General features: G+C 52.1%; 18 protein-coding genes, 3 tRNA genes and 1 pseudogene. 14 read left to right on the forward strand and 8 right to left on the reverse strand.

Going from position 1 to position 18519, the window contains the following annotated elements; translation table 11 throughout:
• Positions 1-6 precede the first annotated feature (6 nt).
• A pseudogene (locus NNO02_RS11545) lies at positions 7-480 on the forward strand (PTS transporter subunit EIIC); the annotation flags it as partial.
• 30 nt (positions 481-510) lie between these two features.
• Here NNO02_RS11545 and fhuF read toward each other — a convergent pair.
• Both fhuF and NNO02_RS11555 read right to left on the reverse strand, forming a co-directional pair.
• Positions 511-1299, reverse strand: a complete 789-nt coding sequence (gene fhuF / locus NNO02_RS11550) for a siderophore-iron reductase FhuF (protein ID WP_271454858.1) — start codon at positions 1297-1299, stop codon at positions 511-513.
• Positions 1300-1408: 109 nt separating this feature from the next.
• Entirely contained in the window at positions 1409-2485 is a 1077-nt protein-coding gene (locus NNO02_RS11555) for a GGDEF domain-containing protein (protein WP_271449391.1), read from the reverse strand.
• Positions 2486-2737: 252 nt separating this feature from the next.
• Here NNO02_RS11555 and NNO02_RS11560 point away from each other — a divergent pair, with 252 nt between their 5' ends.
• The gene (locus NNO02_RS11560) at positions 2738-2974 is read left to right on the forward strand and encodes a DUF1435 domain-containing protein (protein ID WP_086523828.1); all 237 of its coding nucleotides are present in this window, start codon (positions 2738-2740) and stop codon (positions 2972-2974) included.
• Between the two features lie 39 nt (positions 2975-3013).
• Here NNO02_RS11560 and NNO02_RS11565 read toward each other — a convergent pair.
• The 4 genes from NNO02_RS11565 to rsmC all read right to left on the reverse strand — a co-directional run bounded on the left by NNO02_RS11565 (position 3014) and on the right by rsmC (position 4572).
• A tRNA-Leu gene (locus NNO02_RS11565) sits at positions 3014-3100 on the reverse strand.
• A 33-nt stretch (positions 3101-3133) separates the two neighbouring features.
• Positions 3134-3220: transfer RNA gene (locus NNO02_RS11570), tRNA-Leu, on the reverse strand.
• A 28-nt stretch (positions 3221-3248) separates the two neighbouring features.
• Positions 3249-3335, reverse strand: a tRNA-Leu gene (locus NNO02_RS11575).
• Positions 3336-3540: 205 nt separating this feature from the next.
• Positions 3541-4572, reverse strand: a complete 1032-nt coding sequence (gene rsmC, locus NNO02_RS11580) for a 16S rRNA (guanine(1207)-N(2))-methyltransferase RsmC (protein WP_271441713.1) — start codon at positions 4570-4572, stop codon at positions 3541-3543.
• Positions 4573-4727: 155 nt separating this feature from the next.
• Here rsmC and holD point away from each other — a divergent pair, with 155 nt between their 5' ends.
• The 8 genes from holD to NNO02_RS11620 all read left to right on the forward strand — a co-directional run bounded on the left by holD (position 4728) and on the right by NNO02_RS11620 (position 11230).
• Entirely contained in the window at positions 4728-5141 is a 414-nt protein-coding gene (holD, locus tag NNO02_RS11585; protein ID WP_137383810.1) for a DNA polymerase III subunit psi, read from the forward strand.
• Complete coding sequence (gene rimI, locus NNO02_RS11590) at positions 5110-5556, forward strand: ribosomal protein S18-alanine N-acetyltransferase (RefSeq protein WP_271441712.1); 447 nt, start codon at positions 5110-5112, stop codon at positions 5554-5556. Before holD ends, rimI begins: the two co-directional genes overlap by 32 nt.
• Before the next feature lie 17 nt (positions 5557-5573).
• Positions 5574-6251, forward strand: coding sequence for a pyrimidine 5'-nucleotidase (gene yjjG, locus NNO02_RS11595; RefSeq protein WP_271454866.1), 678 nt, complete (start codon positions 5574-5576; stop codon positions 6249-6251).
• Positions 6252-6343: 92 nt separating this feature from the next.
• On the forward strand, positions 6344-7933 hold the full coding sequence (prfC, locus tag NNO02_RS11600; RefSeq protein ID WP_016151601.1) for a peptide chain release factor 3: 1590 nt from the start codon (positions 6344-6346) through the stop codon (positions 7931-7933).
• Between the two features lie 299 nt (positions 7934-8232).
• A complete protein-coding gene (osmY, locus tag NNO02_RS11605; RefSeq protein ID WP_271441711.1) occupies positions 8233-8850 on the forward strand; it encodes a molecular chaperone OsmY in 618 nt (205 codons plus the stop codon).
• Positions 8851-8978: 128 nt separating this feature from the next.
• Positions 8979-9140 (forward strand): DUF1328 domain-containing protein, encoded by a 162-nt coding sequence (locus tag NNO02_RS11610; protein WP_003019081.1) that lies wholly within the window; start codon positions 8979-8981, stop codon positions 9138-9140.
• Positions 9141-9383: 243 nt separating this feature from the next.
• A complete protein-coding gene (locus NNO02_RS11615) occupies positions 9384-10457 on the forward strand; it encodes a patatin-like phospholipase family protein (RefSeq protein WP_271454859.1) in 1074 nt (357 codons plus the stop codon).
• A complete protein-coding gene (locus tag NNO02_RS11620; protein ID WP_271454860.1) occupies positions 10454-11230 on the forward strand; it encodes a metal-dependent hydrolase in 777 nt (258 codons plus the stop codon). The genes NNO02_RS11615 and NNO02_RS11620 overlap by 4 nt, the downstream gene beginning before the upstream one ends.
• A 108-nt stretch (positions 11231-11338) precedes the next feature.
• Here the strand turns inward: NNO02_RS11620 and NNO02_RS11625 are convergent, their stop codons facing one another.
• Positions 11339-12202 carry a YjjW family glycine radical enzyme activase gene (locus NNO02_RS11625; RefSeq protein WP_271454861.1) on the reverse strand — a complete coding sequence of 288 codons (864 nt, stop codon included), beginning with the start codon at positions 12200-12202 and terminating at the stop codon, positions 11339-11341.
• Positions 12174-13724 (reverse strand): YjjI family glycine radical enzyme, encoded by a 1551-nt coding sequence (locus NNO02_RS11630; RefSeq protein ID WP_271454862.1) that lies wholly within the window; start codon positions 13722-13724, stop codon positions 12174-12176. Before NNO02_RS11630 ends, NNO02_RS11625 begins: the two co-directional genes overlap by 29 nt.
• A gap of 261 nt (positions 13725-13985) precedes the next feature.
• Between NNO02_RS11630 and deoC the strand changes: the two genes are divergently transcribed.
• The 4 genes from deoC to deoD all read left to right on the forward strand — a co-directional run bounded on the left by deoC (position 13986) and on the right by deoD (position 18458).
• Positions 13986-14765 carry a deoxyribose-phosphate aldolase gene (deoC, locus tag NNO02_RS11635; RefSeq protein WP_003019042.1) on the forward strand — a complete coding sequence of 260 codons (780 nt, stop codon included), beginning with the start codon at positions 13986-13988 and terminating at the stop codon, positions 14763-14765.
• 180 nt (positions 14766-14945) lie between these two features.
• Positions 14946-16268, forward strand: a complete 1323-nt coding sequence (gene deoA, locus NNO02_RS11640) for a thymidine phosphorylase (RefSeq protein ID WP_271441706.1) — start codon at positions 14946-14948, stop codon at positions 16266-16268.
• Between the two features lie 51 nt (positions 16269-16319).
• Positions 16320-17543 (forward strand): phosphopentomutase, encoded by a 1224-nt coding sequence (deoB, locus tag NNO02_RS11645; RefSeq protein WP_042312511.1) that lies wholly within the window; start codon positions 16320-16322, stop codon positions 17541-17543.
• A 195-nt stretch (positions 17544-17738) separates the two neighbouring features.
• Positions 17739-18458 carry a purine-nucleoside phosphorylase gene (deoD, locus tag NNO02_RS11650; RefSeq protein WP_000224864.1) on the forward strand — a complete coding sequence of 240 codons (720 nt, stop codon included), beginning with the start codon at positions 17739-17741 and terminating at the stop codon, positions 18456-18458.
• Positions 18459-18519 lie beyond the last annotated feature (61 nt).

Genomic DNA, 18519 nt, shown 5'->3' on the forward strand with positions numbered 1-18519 from the left:
ATGTAAGCGTTCTGGACGATCTTCATCGTGGTGGGGGGTTCGGGGGCGACGATGGAGCTGATGATTTGCTATCTGCGCAGTCGTTCTGCCCATTTACGCTCGATTGGACGCCTCAGCGTCGTCCCAAGTATTTTTAATATCAATGAACCGGTGATTTTCGGTACGCCGATAGTGATGAATCCGGTGTTCTTTATTCCGTTCCTGCTTGCGCCGATGGTGAATGCTGTCTTGGCCTGGGCAGCGATGAAGCTGGATTTGATTGGTCGCGTCATTTCTGTAGTACCCTGGACCGCACCGGCCCCGGTGGGGGCGGCATGGGCGTTAGGCTGGGATTATCGTGCGGCGATCCTGGTGATCGTGTTGGCGCTGGTTTCTGCCATCATCTACTTCCCCTTCTTTAAGGTCTATGAGAAGCAACTGCTGGCGCAGGAAAAAGAAGAAGCCCAGCGTATAGAAGAGGAAAGTCAGCAGGTAGCGTAATCGTGCAGGCGAGGGGCTGCGGCTCCTCGCTTACTTTAACGTGCAGTCACCGCATTGCTGAACATCGGGCAAGCGATAGCGTTGACAGCAGGTTCTGCGTACTAACAGTCCCTCACGTGGAACGACGGTACGCCACAACGGATTATCCTGACCACAGGAGAGCTGTTTCTCAAAGAAGCAGGTTTGACGCAATGTTGTCAGCAGTTCTTCACCTAACAGCGACTTCATTTCCGTTAAATACCAGTGGATGAGATACCCGGTATTGCTCCAGATAAGTTTCGCGTTGATCTCACCCGTCGATTCCAGCGCCTGAACCACCGGTGTCAGGGCTGACAAAATCAGCGTTTCCATGCGTTGTTGCGGTGAGAGTTCAGTGGTCTGGTGATCCTGATGTACATCTATCCAGAAACATGCGGCACGCCCGGTTTCGTGAAACTCCACGTGCATATGTTCCGGCGCGACATCAATGGCTTCTTTTTGCGTCAGCAGAGCCACCATGAGTGGGGGCATCATCAGGCCGATATACCATTGCGCCCAGAGGGAGATCAGCGGTTTATTTTCGCGTACTAACGTGGGCTGGTTGCGGTAGATGTGGTCTGAATAAACGGCCAGAAGCGAACTTAACGTTGTCGGTTGCGTCCATTCATATAATGTCATTGCACCTTGCGGTGGGGTCTCGTCAAGACGAATAAAATCCAGCAAGTGTTCGCGAGTTTGGGCTATGGTCGCACGCACGGAAGCCGCCAGCGAGGGCATCTCTGAAGGGAGATGGCTGCGCCAGATGACATCTTCAACGATGGGTGCGGAACGGTAAGCCATAGCGATATAAGGATGTCAATCTAAATGATAATGATTTCTAATCCTATAGGCGAGAGTAAACGATGGCAAGATCTTTGTCGCAATATCGGGCAGTTCCGCACGGATAAACTCAGGAAGAGGTGCAGTTTATCCGCAGCTCATCGCTGACCAGGGTGTTGTTTCGACCGAGATTCTTGGCCTCATAAAGCGCTTTGTCTGCTCTGGTAATCGCGGAGTCAATATCCTGATCCACTAAAGGCGCAATGCCGATGCTGACCGTCACATTGGTTGCTACGCTCTCATTAAACATATGAGGGATCTTAAGGTCGTATACTTTCTGGCGGATACGCTCAGCTGCGGCCTGCGCCTGCTGTGGATCGACGGCGGTCAGTAACACCATAAATTCTTCGCCACCAAAACGCGCGACCACATCCCGGGAGCGTACGGAATCACGAATCGCGGCAGAAACGCGAATTAACGCCTGATCGCCCATCATATGTCCGTAATGGTCGTTATAGGCTTTGAAATGATCGATATCCAGCAATAAGACGTAATGCTTCGCGTTGCTCAGTGCCAGCAACGTATCGAGTCGGTGTTGCAGCCCACGACGGTTATACAGCCCCGTCAGCGGATCGAGCATACTGAGGCCGTTCAGGGTTTCTCGCTCTTCCAGCAGTTTGTACATCAGCTGTTGGGCAAAGCCGTCGTAGCGCTTTTGGATCACATGTTGAATGGCAATCCCGGCCATAGGCAATGCCATAAAATAGAAAATGCGTAGACCATGCTCACTCCCGTTAAGCCATAGACAGACGACGACTGAGGGTAACGAATGTAGCGTAAAGGCGATGATATTGTTGGCAAAAGCGATAGAGCCAATAAACAACACACTGAGAAGCGCTATTAACAGAAAATAATAATCGTTATTACCCAGTATTGTGAATTTCAACACAATATGGGCTGCCCACAACAAACCGAAAATGATTGAAATAAAAGGAAGATTAATTCTTTTATTCGCATATTTGCCATGCCATGCCAACAGCAATGTACTGGCGACCAGGATGAGCAACGCCGGGACAGATAAGGCGTTGACGGCAAAAAGTGGGAAAACAAGCGTAAACAGCGCGGAGACTGCGTTGAGAAGCAGAAACAGACGTAAAGAGAGTTGATATTTCTTAGTGCGCAGAGTTCGCCAGGATTGTACTGTCATAGGTAAATATTGTTATTTATCTGCAATATACGAAGGTGTGTTTGTAAGGAAAAATGATGAACGAAAAATCATTCGTTCAGGTCGTTATTGTTTTTTGATGAAAAGCTAACCGGCGAGCAATTTATCACCTTAAATTATTCATGTCATCAATCGTTAAGTAAAACTCATAGAATTGATAGCCTTTCCCGGCTGACAAATGAGAAAATTTATCATATGATATTGGTTATCATTATCAATGTCATAGGTGAAACCATGTTGCAACGTGCGCTGGGCAGTGGATGGGGAGTTTTGCTGCCGGGGATAGTGATTGCCGGGCTGGCATTTACTGACCTGTCACTCGACGCATGGAAGGCGATGATTGTATTAGGGCTGCTGCTGACTTCGCTAATGCTGTACCACAAACGCTTACGGCATTTCGTTTTGTTACCTTCATGTGCAGCACTGATCGGCGGTATTGTTCTGGTGATGATGAACTGGAATCAGGGATGAGTAAAACAGAGAAGAAAACCGAAAGGAAAATAAGATAATTGGTGCGAGGGGGGGGACTTGAACCCCCACGTCCGTAAGGACACTAACACCTGAAGCTAGCGCGTCTACCAATTCCGCCACCTTCGCACAGTCATCTTACTTTTTTTGATATCGCCTCGTTGGTGCGAGGGGGGGGACTTGAACCCCCACGTCCGTAAGAACACTAACACCTGAAGCTAGCGCGTCTACCAATTCCGCCACCTTCGCCCAGTGCGAGCAATATCAACGTGGATTATGGTGCGAGGGGGGGGACTTGAACCCCCACGTCCGAAAGGACACTAACACCTGAAGCTAGCGCGTCTACCAATTCCGCCACCTTCGCATACCATCGACACTCAAAAAGTATCGTTACCACGGAGGCGCATTCTAGTGGTTTTCAACTTTTCGTCAATAGTTAATTGCCCAGGACGCGATTAATTGATGTAAAAATGGGCGCTAACCGTAGGCCGGATAAGCGATAGCGCCATCCGGCAATACTCGGTGTCACGCCGGATGGCGGCGTAAACGCCTTATCCCGCTTACATCAGTTAGGCTTTTTTCGCCTGACGCGTCATGATGGTACGATAAACCTTGAAACGACCGGTCTGTGCGATAACTTCATGGAAACCAAACACCTCATCCAGCACTTTCGGATACGGCAGGAAGGCGTTGGCCACGATACGCAGCTCACCGCCGCTGTTCAGGTGACGAACTGCCCCGCGAATCAGCGTTTGAGCTGCATCAAGGCTGGTCTGCATGCCATCGTGGAACGGTGGGTTAGAGATGATCATATCAAAGCGACCCGTCACGTCAGAAAAGACGTTACTGGCAATCACCTCACCTTCAATGCCGTTGGCCGCAAGCGTTGCGCGACTGGCTTCAACCGCGGATGCGCTGACATCGCACAGGGTCAGTCGAACTTTCGGCGAGTGACTGGCTAATGCAACAGAGAGCACGCCCGCGCCACAGCCGACATCCAGAACCTTGCCCTTAGTGTGCGGCGTCAGCGTAGAGAGTAGCAACTGGCTGCCGACATCCAGTCCGTCACGGCTGAATACGCCAGGCAAGGTTTTGATGGTCAGATTGTCGATGGTGTATTCATCCCAGTATTTTTCTGCATCAAAAACGGGCTGTTTTTCCAGGCGACCATGATAAAGACCACAGCGACGGGCGCTGTCGACTTTATTCAGTGGCGCGTATTCGGCCAACATCTGCTCTGCGCTGCGCACACCGCTGCGGTTCTCACCGACAACAAAAATATCGGTGCCGACGGGTAACAGCGACAGAATATTCATCAGTTGGAACTGGGCTTCTGGCTTATTCTTCGGCCAGTAGTAGATCAGCGTATCGCTGTCAGCAACGTCATCGGCTTGGGCGACGAGGCTAAAGCGGACGTTATCACCCATTTGGCGGTTCAGTACCTGCCAATGGTGCAACTGCTGAGTATGCGCGCGGCTGGCGGCGCTTGCGAATTGGGCTGGCAGGTCATCCTGCAAATCACCGGCAAACAGAATACGGCTTTGTTCGAAATCATCACTGTGGCGCAGCAAGACTTCACTTGCCGGGGTAAAAGCAGACATGGAATGCTCCTTAATTTATATAGGGTGCGATTATATACACAAAATCATTCAAGCTGAATCAAGGCGGTCTGCGGGATGACGTGTATCGTTGTTTGTTGGCGCTGATTCGACGAATTTGCTATATTTGCGCCCCTGATAGACAGGAGTGTTTCGCTATGACATCCCGACGAGACTGGCAGTTACAGCAACTGGGCATTACGCAGTGGTCGCTGCGCCGTCCTGGCGCGCTGCGGGGCGAGATCGCGATTTCAATTCCTGCGCATGTCCGTTTGGTGATGGTTGCTGCACAGTTACCCGCGCTAACCGAACCGTTAATGAGCGATATTTTACACGCATTGACCGTGAGTCCGGATCAGGTTTTACAACTGACGCCTGACCGTGTCGCCATGCTGCCGCAAGGTAGCCGCTGTAATAGCTGGCGGCTGGGAACCGAAGAGCCGCTGCTGCTGGAGGGCGCTCAGGTCGCCAGTCCTGCGTTTAATGAATTACGGGATAACCCAGCGGCACGCGCCGCGTTATGGCAACAAATCTGCGCATATGAACACGATTTCTTCCCTCGAACCGACTGATTTACCTGCAGCATTTCAGATTGAAAAACGCGCCCACGCCTTTCCGTGGAGTGAAAAAACATTCGCCAGCAACCAGGGCGATCGTTATCTCAACTTTCAACTGACCGTTGACGGCACGATGGCAGCCTTTGCGATTACGCAGGTCGTGCTGGATGAAGCTACGCTGTTCAACATCGCCGTTGATCCTGACTTTCAACGCCGGGGTTTGGGGCGTGAGCTGCTGGAATACCTGATCGATGAGCTGGAAAAGCGCGGTATTCTGACGCTGTGGCTTGAGGTTCGCGCCTCGAATGCTGCGGCAATCGCATTGTATGAAAGCCTTGGCTTTAACGAGGCGACGATTCGGCGCAATTACTATCCGACAGCCGATGGTCACGAAGATGCCATCATAATGGCATTGCCAATCAGCATGTAAGACAAGGTGTAATGATGATGAAGTGGGACTGGATTTTCTTTGATGCCGACGAAACGCTGTTTACGTTTGACTCGTTTACCGGCTTACAGCGGATGTTTCTCGACTATAGCATCACCTTTACCGCTGAAGATTTTCAGGACTACCAGGCCGTGAATAAACCGCTGTGGGTGGATTATCAAAACGGCGCAATTACCTCATTACAGCTGCAGCATGCTCGTTTTCAGAGCTGGGCTGAGCGCCTGAAGGTCGAGCCAGGCCAGCTAAACGATGCATTTATTAATGCCATGGCGGAAATCTGTTCGCCGTTACCGGGGGCCGTGTCGCTGCTTAATGCGATTCGCGGTAAAGCAAAGATTGGCATCATTACCAATGGTTTTACTGCATTACAGCAAATCCGTCTGGAGCGTACGGGCCTGCGCGGCTATTTCGATCTGCTGGTGATTTCTGAGCAGGTTGGGGTGGCAAAACCCGATCCCCGTATTTTTGACCATGCGCTGGAGCAGGCGGGCAACCCTGACCGTTCCCGCGTGCTGATGGTGGGTGACACCGCAGAGTCCGATATTCTTGGTGGTATTAACGCCGGGCTATCCACCTGCTGGCTAAATACGCACCGCCGCGAGCAGCCAGCGGGCATTCAGCCGACCTGGACTGTCGTGTCGTTAAGCGAACTGGAGCAGCTCCTGTGTAAACACTGATTGCCTCCCCCCCATTGATGGGTAAAATAGCCGCAATTTTTCGTATTCAACTTGCGCGGCACAATGCCGTGCTTACCTAAGAAGATTTGACTATGACGTTGTCTCCTTATTTGCAAGAGGTGGCCAAACGCCGCACTTTTGCCATTATTTCTCACCCGGATGCCGGTAAAACGACAATTACTGAAAAGGTGCTGTTATTCGGACAGGCAATTCAGACCGCCGGTACGGTAAAAGGCCGTGGCTCCAGCCAGCATGCCAAGTCTGACTGGATGGAAATGGAAAAGCAGCGTGGTATCTCAATTACCACCTCTGTCATGCAGTTTCCGTATCATGACTGCCTGGTAAACCTGCTGGATACCCCAGGGCACGAAGACTTCTCCGAAGATACTTACCGTACTCTGACGGCGGTGGACTGCTGCCTGATGGTTATTGACGCCGCGAAAGGCGTTGAGGACAGGACCCGTAAACTGATGGAAGTTACCCGTCTGCGCGATACGCCGATCCTGACCTTTATGAACAAACTCGACCGTGACATCCGCGATCCAATGGAGCTGCTGGATGAAGTCGAGAACGAACTGAAAATCGGCTGCGCGCCGATCACCTGGCCGATTGGCTGCGGTAAGTTGTTCAAGGGCGTCTATCACCTGTACAAAGATGAAACGTATCTGTACCAGACCGGTAAAGGCCATACGATTCAGGAAGTGCGCATTGTTAAAGGGCTGAATAACCCTGAACTTGACGCTGCCGTAGGTGAAGACCTGGCGCAGCAACTGCGTGACGAGCTGGAGCTGGTGCAGGGCGCGTCTAACGAATTCGATCATGAGCTGTTCCTTGCCGGTGAAATCACGCCGGTCTTCTTCGGTACTGCGCTGGGTAACTTCGGTGTTGACCATATGCTGGATGGCTTAGTGGAGTGGGCGCCTGCGCCGATGCCGCGTAAAACCGACACCCGCGTTGTAGAAGCCTCAGAAGAGAAGTTCACCGGTTTCGTCTTTAAAATTCAGGCCAACATGGACCCGAAACACCGCGACCGTGTCGCTTTCATGCGTGTGGTTTCCGGCAAGTACGAGAAAGGCATGAAAATGCGTCAGGTACGTATTGGTAAAGACGTGGTGATCTCCGATGCGCTGACCTTTATGGCCGGTGACCGTTCTCATGTGGAAGAGGCGTATCCTGGCGATATTCTTGGTTTGCATAACCACGGCACGATCCAGATCGGCGATACCTTTACTCAGGGCGAGATGATGAAGTTCACCGGTATTCCGAACTTCGCACCGGAACTGTTCCGCCGTATCCGTCTGAAAGATCCGTTGAAGCAGAAGCAGTTGTTGAAAGGGCTGGTTCAGCTGTCAGAAGAGGGCGCAGTGCAGGTCTTCCGTCCGATTGCCAACAACGATCTGATCGTTGGCGCCGTCGGTGTGCTGCAGTTCGACGTGGTGGTTTCTCGTCTGAAGAGCGAATACAACGTTGAAGCGATTTATGAGTCAGTCAACGTGGCGACTGCGCGCTGGGTAGAGTGTTCTGACGTGAAAAAATTCGAAGAATTTAAGCGTAAAAACGAAATTCAGCTGGCGCTGGATGGCGGCGATAACCTCACCTATATCGCGCCGACCATGGTTAACCTGAATCTCACCCAGGAACGTTACCCTGACGTTCAGTTCCGCAAAACGCGCGAACACTAATCTGCCTTCCAGGGTGCGGTATTCACCGCGCCCTGCAACTTTTCCTGTCTTTTAAATCCCTTGCGGAATGTTCTTAAATCCCCTGAATTTTGTTTGCTTTTTAATCAATTCAGACCTCAGCCACGAAATCGTGAACTATATTTAACAATGTGATGACATAAATATCGGCTTTTAATGCTCTTCATTAAGCATTTTTCAGCCTCTTTAGCTGATATTTATTTCAGTCACGTGATTAGTTGCTGGTTATGACCGCTAAGTGGCAGAACATCGCTATAAGCACAACAAACAGGAATACATCGATGACAATGACAGGACTTAAGATTTCTAAAACGCTACTGGCCGTGATGCTGACTTCCGCTGTCGCAACGGGTTCTGCCTATGCAGAAAACGGCACAATGGATAAAGCGCAATCCGGGCTCGAAAGTGCGGGGCAGAAAGTCGATAGCTCTATGAACAAAGTCGGTAATTTCATGGATGACAGCACCCTCACCGCCAAAGTAAAAGCCGCGCTGGTGGACCACGAAAGCATTAAGAGCACCGATATCTCCGTCAAAACGGACCAGAAAGTGGTGACGTTAAGTGGGTTCGTTGAAAGCCAGGCTCAGGCCGAAGAGGCCGTTAAAGTTGCGAAAGGCGTTGAGGGCGTGACCTCCGTTAGCGACAAACTGCACGTGCGTGACAGCAAAAACACCTCTGTAAAAGGCTATGCGGGTGATACGGCTATCACCAGTGAAGTGAAAGCCAAGCTGCTGGCCGATGACATTGTCCCTTCTCGTAAAGTGAAAGTAGAGACGACCGATGGCGTGGTCCAGCTTTCAGGAACCGTCGATTCACAGGCGCAAAGTGAGCGTGCTGAGAGTATCGCTAAAGCAATTGATGGCGTGAAAAGCGTCAAAAATGACCTCAAAACTCAGTAATTCGACTTAATTCGTCCTCCTGACGTTTGTCGGGAGGCGCGTTGTGCACCACACTGAAAATATCGCCGATGAGCAGCCTGAGCGCTCATATCAAGCGGTCGACATTAACTATGGTAAAGGAGAAGCATATGTTTCGATGGGGCATCATATTTCTGGTTATCGCGTTAATTGCCGCCGCTCTGGGATTTGGTGGACTGGCGGGTACCGCAGCAGGCGCTGCAAAAATTGTTTTTGTGGTGGGGATTATCCTGTTTCTGGTCAGCTTGTTTACTGGGCGTAAACGACCCTAGCGTATCCCCTTTATTCTTCAAGTTACAGGTGCGTTGGCTACGTGCGCTTACCCGAATCACTTACCAGAGTAAGCTCATCGGGAGTCACGCACTTGCCGCCTTCCTGTAACTCGAATTATTTTGGGGGATTAGCTGTAAAGAATAATTGCTACTATGCCAGTCCATTGGACTGGCTTTTACGGTTTTAGCGCTGGGCAATTTGCGTTACCTTGTTGCTCTATTACAAAAAACAGGAAGGCAGAGGTGGGGCAGAGAATACCCGTCACGCTCGGTAATATAGCGCCGTTATCGTTACGTCCATTTCAACCAGGCAGTATGGCGCTGGTGTGCGAAGGCGGGGGGCAACGGGGGATCTTTACTGCCGGCGTACTGGATGAGTTTATGCGTGCGCAATTTAATCCTTTCGATCTCTTCTATGGGACATCTGCTGGCGCGCAAAATCTGTCGGCCTATCTCTGTAACCAACCCGGCTACGGGCGCAAGGTGATCATGCGCTACACCACCCGACGTGAGTTTTTTGACCCGGTACGATTCGTACGCGGGGGGAATCTCATCGATCTCGACTGGCTGGTGGACTCCACCGCTGCGCAGATGCCGCTGGCGCTGGATAACGCGGAGCGCCTATTTGAGGCAGGTAAAGCGTTTTATATGTGCGCCTGCCGGGGCGATGACTACACGCCGGGCTATTTTTCGCCGAACCGGCACAATTGGCTGGATCTCATTCGTGCATCCAGTGCGATTCCGGGATTCTATCGTTCAGGGGTTGTGTTGGATGGTGTGAACTATCTGGATGGTGGAGTCAGTGACGCCATACCCGTTCAGGAGGCGGCGAAGCAAGGGGCGAAGACGTTGGTGGTGATCCGCACCGTGCCTTCGCAAATGTACTACACCCCACAATGGTTCAAACGTATGGAGCGTTGGCTGGGGGAGAGCAGTCTGCAGCCGCTGGTGAATCTGGTTCAACATCATGAAGCCAGCTACCGCGCTATTCAGCGCTTTATCGAAAAACCGCCGGGCAAGCTGCGTATTTTTGAGATCTACCCACCAAAACCACTCCATAGTATGGCACTGGGGAGCCGCATTCCGGCATTGCGTGAAGACTACAAAACCGGACGCCTGTGCGGGCGCTATTTTTTGGCAACGATTGGTAAACTGTTGGCGAAAAATGTGCCGTTGCCTCGTCAGACGCCGAAGATTGTGGTGCCCAGCCCGGTGGTGGTTCCACCTGCCCCCGTTGCCAACGACGCCCATGCATCCGTTGCGAGCAGTGCGCCCCAGGCCAACGATACGACGTTTAATAGTGAGGATCTGGCGTGAGTCCCCGGTTTATCGATACGCATTGTCATTTTGATTTTCCCCCCTTTACCGGTGATGAGCCAGCCAGCCTCCAGCGTGCGGCTGACGTTGGTGTGCACCATATTATTGTTCCGGCAACGCAGGCGATGAACTTTTCACGCGTACTGGCGTTAGCGGAAAATTATCCTTCGTTGTATGCCGCGCTGGGTCTGCATCCTATTGTTATTGAAGATCACGATGATAACGGTCTGGACAGGTTGCAACAGGAATTGGAGCAACGATCGCAGAAGCTGGTGGCGGTCGGTGAGATCGGGCTGGATCTCTGGCGTGAAGATCCGCAGTTTGATAAGCAGGAAAGGGTGCTGGAAGCACAGCTTAAGCTGGCGAAGCGTTACGATCTTCCGGTGATCCTCCATTCGCGCCGTACCCATGACAAGCTGGCTATGCATCTTAAACGCCATGATCTCCCGCGAACCGGTGTGGTGCATGGCTTTTCCGGAAGCCTGCAACAGGCAACGCGTTTTGTACAACTGGGGTACAAGATAGGTGTCGGTGGGACCATCACCTATCCACGCGCCAGCAAAACGCGTGAGGTGATGGCGACGTTGCCACTGGAATCGCTGCTGTTGGAAACCGATGCGCCGGATATGCCGCTTAACGGTTTTCAGGGTCAGCCTAATCGTCCTGAGCAGGTGGTCAGAGTCTTTGAGACATTATGCGTACTGCGTCAAGAGCCTGCGGACGTGATAGCAGATGTGCTGTATCGCAATACGACGGCGTTGTTTAATGTGTGAGGTATCCTGCGCTCCGTAGGCCTGATAAGCGAAGTGCATCAGGCATATCTTTGCCGGATGGCGGCTGCGCCTTATCCAGCCTACACATGAAGTCGTTGCATTCGGTAATCACAGGTACAGCGCCGGGAAGATCACATTATCCACGCCACGATTGCGTAACGCATTTGCCAGTTGCTCCACATCTCCCGGTGTGGCACTCGGCCAGGATTGCGCTTCGCCATACACCCCATGCGCATGAAAGGCATTTAGCCGCACAGGCACGTTACCTAAGCGATGAATAAACGCAGACAGCGGGTCGATGTGTTGCAGATAGTCTACCTGACCGGGGATCACCAACAGGCGTAATTCCGCGAGTTTTCCCTGGTCTGCCAGAAAAATAATACTGTTTTTAATCAGAGTATTATCGCGCCCTGTCAGTTGCAGATGACATGCGCTATCCCAGGCTTTTAGATCGAGCATCGCACCGTCGCAAACCGGTAGCAGCTTTTGCCAGCCGGTTTCGCTCAGCATGCCGTTGCTGTCCACCAGGCAGGTCAGGTGCTGTAGCTGCGGATCGGCTTTGATCGCGCTAAACAGCGCAACAATAAACGGTAACTGTGTTGTCGCCTCACCACCGCTGACCGTCATTCCTTCAATAAACGGCGAGGCTTTACGAACATGCTGCAGCACCTCATCCACACTCATGGTTTGCGTCATCGGTGTGGCCTGCTGAGGACACATATGCAGGCAGGTGTCGCATTGCTGGCAAATATCAGATTGCCACCATACTTTTCCCGCGCTCAGACTCAACGCTTCATGCGGGCAATGCAGCACACATTCCCCGCAATCGTTGCAGCGTCCCATCGTCCACGGATTGTGGCAATTTTTACAGCGCAGATTACATCCCTGCAGGAACAGGGCCAGGCGACTCCCCGGCCCGTCGACGCAGGAGAAGGGAATCAGCTTACTGACTAAAGCGCATCTGCTGTTCATGGCTGATCACTCGGGGTTGTCGTTCCAGAATACGCGTATTGCGCGCGGCTTCTTCACCCAACCAGGTGGTGTTGGTACGTGAACCTTCGGTACGATATTTTTCCAGATCCGACAGGCGCACCATGTAGCCGGTCACACGGACCAGATCGTTTCCGCTCACGTTGGCGGTAAACTCGCGCATACCGGCTTTAAACGCGCCGAGGCAAAGCTGTACCAGCGCCTGCGGGTTACGTTTGATGGTTTCGTCCAGTGTGAGAATATCGCTGATCCCGGCGTGATAATACGCATGATGCGGCGCGACGGTTTGCAGATGGGTGATGGGATCGGGTTCATCACCATAAGGCAGGCGAGCGCCCGGCGTGGTGCCGATATCAGAACTGATACCCGACTGCGCATGCAGCATCGCGCGCTGCTTCCAGCCATATCTCACCGGCGTGTTGTTAACAAAGTCGGCGAGCTGGGCGCTAATACGATAACCAAGCTGATTAGCGTACTCATCTTTGCCGTAGCGAGCGTTCTCCCCCGCCTTATCGCACAGCAGGTTTACGGCTTCTGCCAGACCATACATGCCAAACATAGGCACAAAACGTTCGGGATCGATCAACCCTTCCTGCACCAGGAAGCTATTCTCAAAGAAATGTGATTTCTCGTAGAGGAATTCACATCGTGAATTAATGATGACGATTTGCTGTTGGCAGTAATGCGGTAGGGTACGCGTAAAGAAGTCATCGACAGAAGTACTGCGCTCTGCAATGGCTTTCAGATTGAGTCTGACCAGCGTACTTCCACCGCCCGCCAGTGGCAGTGAGTTGTAACAACTGACGACGCCATAGTGGCCTTTTGTGAAAATTTTATCATTTTCAGGGCCGTTAGAAATGTGCGGTTTACTGCATTCGCAAATATTTTGCGCGACGTTGAGCAGCAGATCGTCAGGTGTAATTTGCGGATCATAAATAAATGTCAGATTGGGCGAAACCTGCTTTAACTCTGCATCTGCGCGTAAAATTGCCCGCGTTACGGGCGTGTCGGCAGGACCAATATTGGCGTGCATAAACGCATCGGGCAGCGTTCTGTCGAGATAGCGCCAGAAACGTTTTATTCGAACATCGATCTCGTCTTGTGTTAGAATTCTAACATACGGTTGCAGCAACGCATCGAGTTGGCCGAGATACACCGGCATCGACGTCACTGACGGAACGTGGTGGTAAAGAATGGTGAGTAAGGATAATGCGTCATCGAGATCCTTTGCGCCTTCCAGTTCCAGCCATGATGAACCGTTGGCCAGAAAACGCGCGTAATCGGGTAATACGTAGCGCGGTTTGAACGGGGCATGACCTTCGTACATATCGCAGATAACCCCGTCATCCAGCGCCTGGCGTGCTTGTGCAGGCAGTTGCGGATACGGCAAAGCGTTTTCTGCCTCCAGTGCCAGAAAATGACGTTTTTGTTCAGGGCTGAGCACTGGACTGGTCACGATTTGTTGGCAGCGCTGTTGCAGCGCGAGTTCGCTTGACGTGGGCATCGTTGGTTCCTTTATGTACTGAAGGTTAAGCGCCATTGTAGGAAGCAACGCAGCGACAACCTTTGATCCGGATGCGCCTGATGTCACCGCATGCCGCCAGTAAAGGTCATTTATTTGAAGTAGATCTCATTAGAGTAATGCAAATCTGTATGTGGTTTTCATTAACTGTGATGTATATCGAAGTGTAATAGCGAGCGGATGTTAGAATACTAACAAACTCGCAAGGTGAAATTTTATACGGCGATGCCGTTGGAGAATGTTATGACCGATTTAACAGCAAGCAGCCTGCGTGCACTGAAACTGATGGACCTGACCACCCTGAATGACGACGACACTAATGAGAAAGTGATCGCGCTGTGTCATCAGGCGAAGACCCCGGTTGGCAACACTGCTGCAATCTGCATCTATCCGCGTTTCATCCCTATTGCGCGTAAGACTCTGAAAGAGCAGGGCACACCGGACATCCGTATTGCCACCGTGACTAACTTCCCGCATGGCAACGACGATATCGAGATCGCGCTGGCAGAAACCCGCGCCGCGATTGCCTACGGTGCAGACGAAGTTGATGTGGTATTCCCGTATCGTGCACTGATCGCAGGCAATGAGCAGATTGGTTTTGATCTGGTTAAAGCCTGTAAAGACGCGTGCGCAGCAGCCAATGTGCTGCTGAAAGTGATCATCGAAACTGGTGAGCTGAAAGAAGAAGCACTGATTCGCAAAGCATCTGAAATCTCCATCAAAGCCGGTGCTGATTTCATCAAAACATCTACCGGTAAAGTACCGGTCAATGCGACGCCGGAAAGCGCACGCATCATGATGGAAGTGATCCGCGATATGGGTGTTTCTAAAACGGTTGGTTTCAAACCGGCTGGCGGCGTGCGTACTGCAGAAGATGCACAGCAGTTCCTGGCAATTGCCGACGAATTGTTTGGCGCTGACTGGGCCGATTCCCGTCATTACCGTTTTGGTGCGTCCAGCCTGCTGGCTAGCCTGCTGAAAGCACTGGGTCACGGCGACGGTAAGAGCGCAAGCAGCTACTAATTACTCGTCATACTTCAAGCCGCAGGTGCGTTAGCTGCACTCCCTCACCCCAGTCACTTACTGTAGTAAGCTCCTGGGGATGAGTTCCCTTGCCGCCTTCCTGCGACTTGAATTATTTAGAGTAATCATTCATTGCAGTGGGTTTTCCGCCGCATTTAACCTGATTAATCGGGGGTTACCGTGTTTCTCGCACAAGAAATTATTCGTAAAAAACGTGATGGTCATGCGCTGAGTGATGAAGAAATTCGTTTCTTTATTAACGGTATTCGCGACAACACCATCTCTGAAGGGCAAATCGCCGCCCTGGCGATGACCATTTTCTTCCACGATATGACAATGCCTGAGCGTGTCTCGCTGACCATGGCAATGCGTGATTCAGGAACCGTGCTGGACTGGAAAAGTTTGCAGCTGAACGGCCCGATTGTGGATAAACACTCTACCGGCGGTGTAGGTGATGTGACGTCACTGATGTTAGGTCCGATGGTCGCAGCCTGCGGCGGCTTTATCCCGATGATCTCTGGGCGCGGTCTGGGGCATACCGGCGGTACGCTCGATAAACTGGAAGCGATCCCGGGATTTGATATCTTCCCGGACGATGCGCGTTTCCGTGAAATTATTAAAGACGTGGGTGTGGCGATTATTGGGCAAACCAGCTCACTCGCACCGGCGGACAAACGTTTTTATGCCACCCGCGATATCACCGCGACGGTGGATTCCATTCCACTCATCACGGGTTCCATTCTGGCTAAAAAGTTGGCGGAAGGACTGGATGCGCTGGTGATGGACGTCAAAGTAGGTAGTGGTGCCTTTATGCCGACCTACGAACTTTCTGAAGCCCTTGCCGAAGCGATTGTTGGCGTGGCAAACGGGGCGGGGGTTCGTACCACTGCGCTGTTAACGGATATGAATCAGGTGCTGGCCTCCAGTGCAGGTAACGCGGTTGAAGTCCGTGAAGCGGTGCAGTTCCTGACCGGCGAATACCGTAATCCACGCTTGTTCGACGTTACGATGGCGCTGTGTGTGGAGATGTTGATCTCCGGTAAACTGGCGAAAGATGACGCAGAAGCCCGCACGAAGTTGCAGGCCGTACTGGATAACGGTAAAGCAGCAGAAATTTTTGGCCGCATGGTTGCGGCGCAGAAAGGCCCAACCGACTTCGTGGAAAATTATGCGAAGTACCTGCCGACGGCAATGCTCAGCAAAGCGGTATATGCTGATACCGAAGGTTTTGTCAGCGCAATGGATACCCGTGCGCTAGGTATGGCGGTCGTTTCCATGGGCGGCGGTCGTCGTCAGGCTTCGGACACCATTGATTACAGCGTCGGTTTCACCGACATGGCGCGTCTGGGCGATAGTGTTGATGGTCAGCGTCCGCTGGCGGTAATTCACGCCAAAGACGAAGCCAGCTGGCAGGAAGCGGCGAAAGCGGTCAAAGCGGCAATCAGCCTTGACGACAAAGCGCCAGAAATTACACCGACAGTCTATCGTCGTATAACCGATTAACTGTATACTGATCTGATCGCTTTTTTGCGGCGCAGATGTATGGAGAACAAGATGAAACGTGCATTTATTATGGTGCTGGACTCCTTTGGTATTGGTGCGACTGAAGATGCGGATCGCTTTGGCGACGTAGGTTCAGACACTATGGGTCATATTGCAGAAGCCTGTGCGAAGGGCGAAGCTGACAATGGCCGCAAAGGCCCACTGAATCTGCCTAACCTGACTCGTCTGGGTCTGGTGAAAGCTCACGAAGGATCGACGGGTAAAATTGCTGCGGGTATGGACGGCAACGCGGAAGTGATTGGTGCCTACGCATGGGCGCATGAACTCTCTTCCGGCAAAGACACACCCTCTGGCCACTGGGAAATCGCGGGTGTTCCGGTTCTGTTTGACTGGGGTTATTTCTCCGATCACGAGAACAGCTTCCCACAAGAATTGCTGGATAAACTGGTTAAGCGTGCCAATCTGCCGGGCTACCTCGGTAACTGCCACTCTTCCGGTACCGTTATTCTGGATCAACTGGGTGAAGAGCATATGAAAACCGGCAAGCCGATTTTTTATACCTCCGCTGACTCCGTGTTCCAGATTGCCTGCCACGAAGAAACCTTTGGCCTGGATAAGCTCTACGAGCTGTGTGAAATCGCTCGTGAAGAACTGACTGAAGGCGGCTACAACATTGGCCGTGTTATTGCGCGTCCGTTTATCGGTGACAAAGCTGGTAACTTCCAGCGTACCGGTAACCGTCACGACCTGGCTGTTGAGCCGCCAGCGCCGACGGTACTGCAGAAACTGGTCGATGAGAAAAAAGGTCATGTTGTCTCTGTCGGTAAGATCGCGGACATCTACGCCAACTGCGGTATCACTAAAAAAGTGAAAGCAACCGGTCTGGACGCGCTGTTCGACGCGACCATCAAAGAGATGAAAGAAGCGGGTGATGAGACGATTGTCTTCACTAACTTCGTGGACTTCGACTCTTCCTGGGGCCACCGTCGCGATATCGCTGGCTATGCTGCTGGTCTGGAGTTGTTCGACCGCCGTCTGCCAGAGTTGATGGAGCTGGTAGGTGAAGATGACATTCTGATCCTGACCGCTGACCACGGCTGTGACCCGAGCTGGACCGGGACCGACCATACCCGTGAACACATTCCGGTGCTGATTTACGGCCCGAAAGTGAAACCGGGTTCTTTAGGCCACCGTGAAACCTTCGCGGATATCGGTCAGACGCTGGCGAGCTACTTTGGTACGTCGCCGATGGACTACGGTAAAAACATGCTGTAATACCCGTTGTCTTTCGTGCTGTGGATGCGTTGACTTCATTCGCTCACCCCGGTCGCATAGTTAACCTATGCTCCCGGGGATTCACGAATTCGTCGCCTTCCTACAACGCGAAATCCTTAGGGTATTTGAATACGTTTTGTAGGCCTGATAAGGCGTAGCCGCCATCAGGCAATAACAACAAGATAAGGATAAAAGATGGCTACCCCACATATTAATGCAGAAATGGGCGATTTCGCTGACGTAGTTTTGATGCCGGGCGACCCGCTGCGTGCTAAGCACATTGCTGAAACTTTCCTCGAAGATGTCCGTGAAGTGAACAACGTTCGCGGCATGTTAGGTTTCACCGGGACTTACAAAGGCCGTAAGATCTCTGTTATGGGTCACGGTATGGGTATCCCGTCCTGCTCCATCTACACCAAAGAGCTGATCACGGATTTCGGCGTGAAGAAAATCATTCGCGTAGGCTCCTGTGGCGCTGTGCGTATGGACGTCAAACTGCGTGACGTGGTTATCGGTATGGGTGCTTGCACTGACTCCAAAGTTAACCGTATCCGCTTTAAAGATCATGACTTTGCAGCTATCGCTGACTTCGACATGGTGCGTAACGCTGTTGATGCGGCAAAAGCGCTGGGCGTTGACGCGCGCGTGGGCAACCTGTTCTCCGCTGACCTGTTCTACTCTCCGGACGGTGAAATGTTCGACGTGATGGAAAAGTACGGCGTACTGGGCGTGGAAATGGAAGCGGCGGGTATCTATGGTGTTGCGGCTGAATTTGGTGCGAAAGCGCTGACCATCTGCACCGTGTCCGACCATATCCGTACTCACGAGCAGACCACTGCCGCTGAACGTCAGACGACCTTCAACGACATGATCAAAATCGCACTGGAATCCGTTCTGCTGGGCGATAAAGAGTAAGCGTTGTGATGCCCGGTGGCGCTGTGCTGACCGGGCCTGCCATTGTTCTCGTAGGCCGGAT

Origin of the sequence: Citrobacter sp. Awk 2 (assembly GCF_028069815.1) — a bacterium.
GTDB lineage: Bacteria > Pseudomonadota > Gammaproteobacteria > Enterobacterales > Enterobacteriaceae > Citrobacter.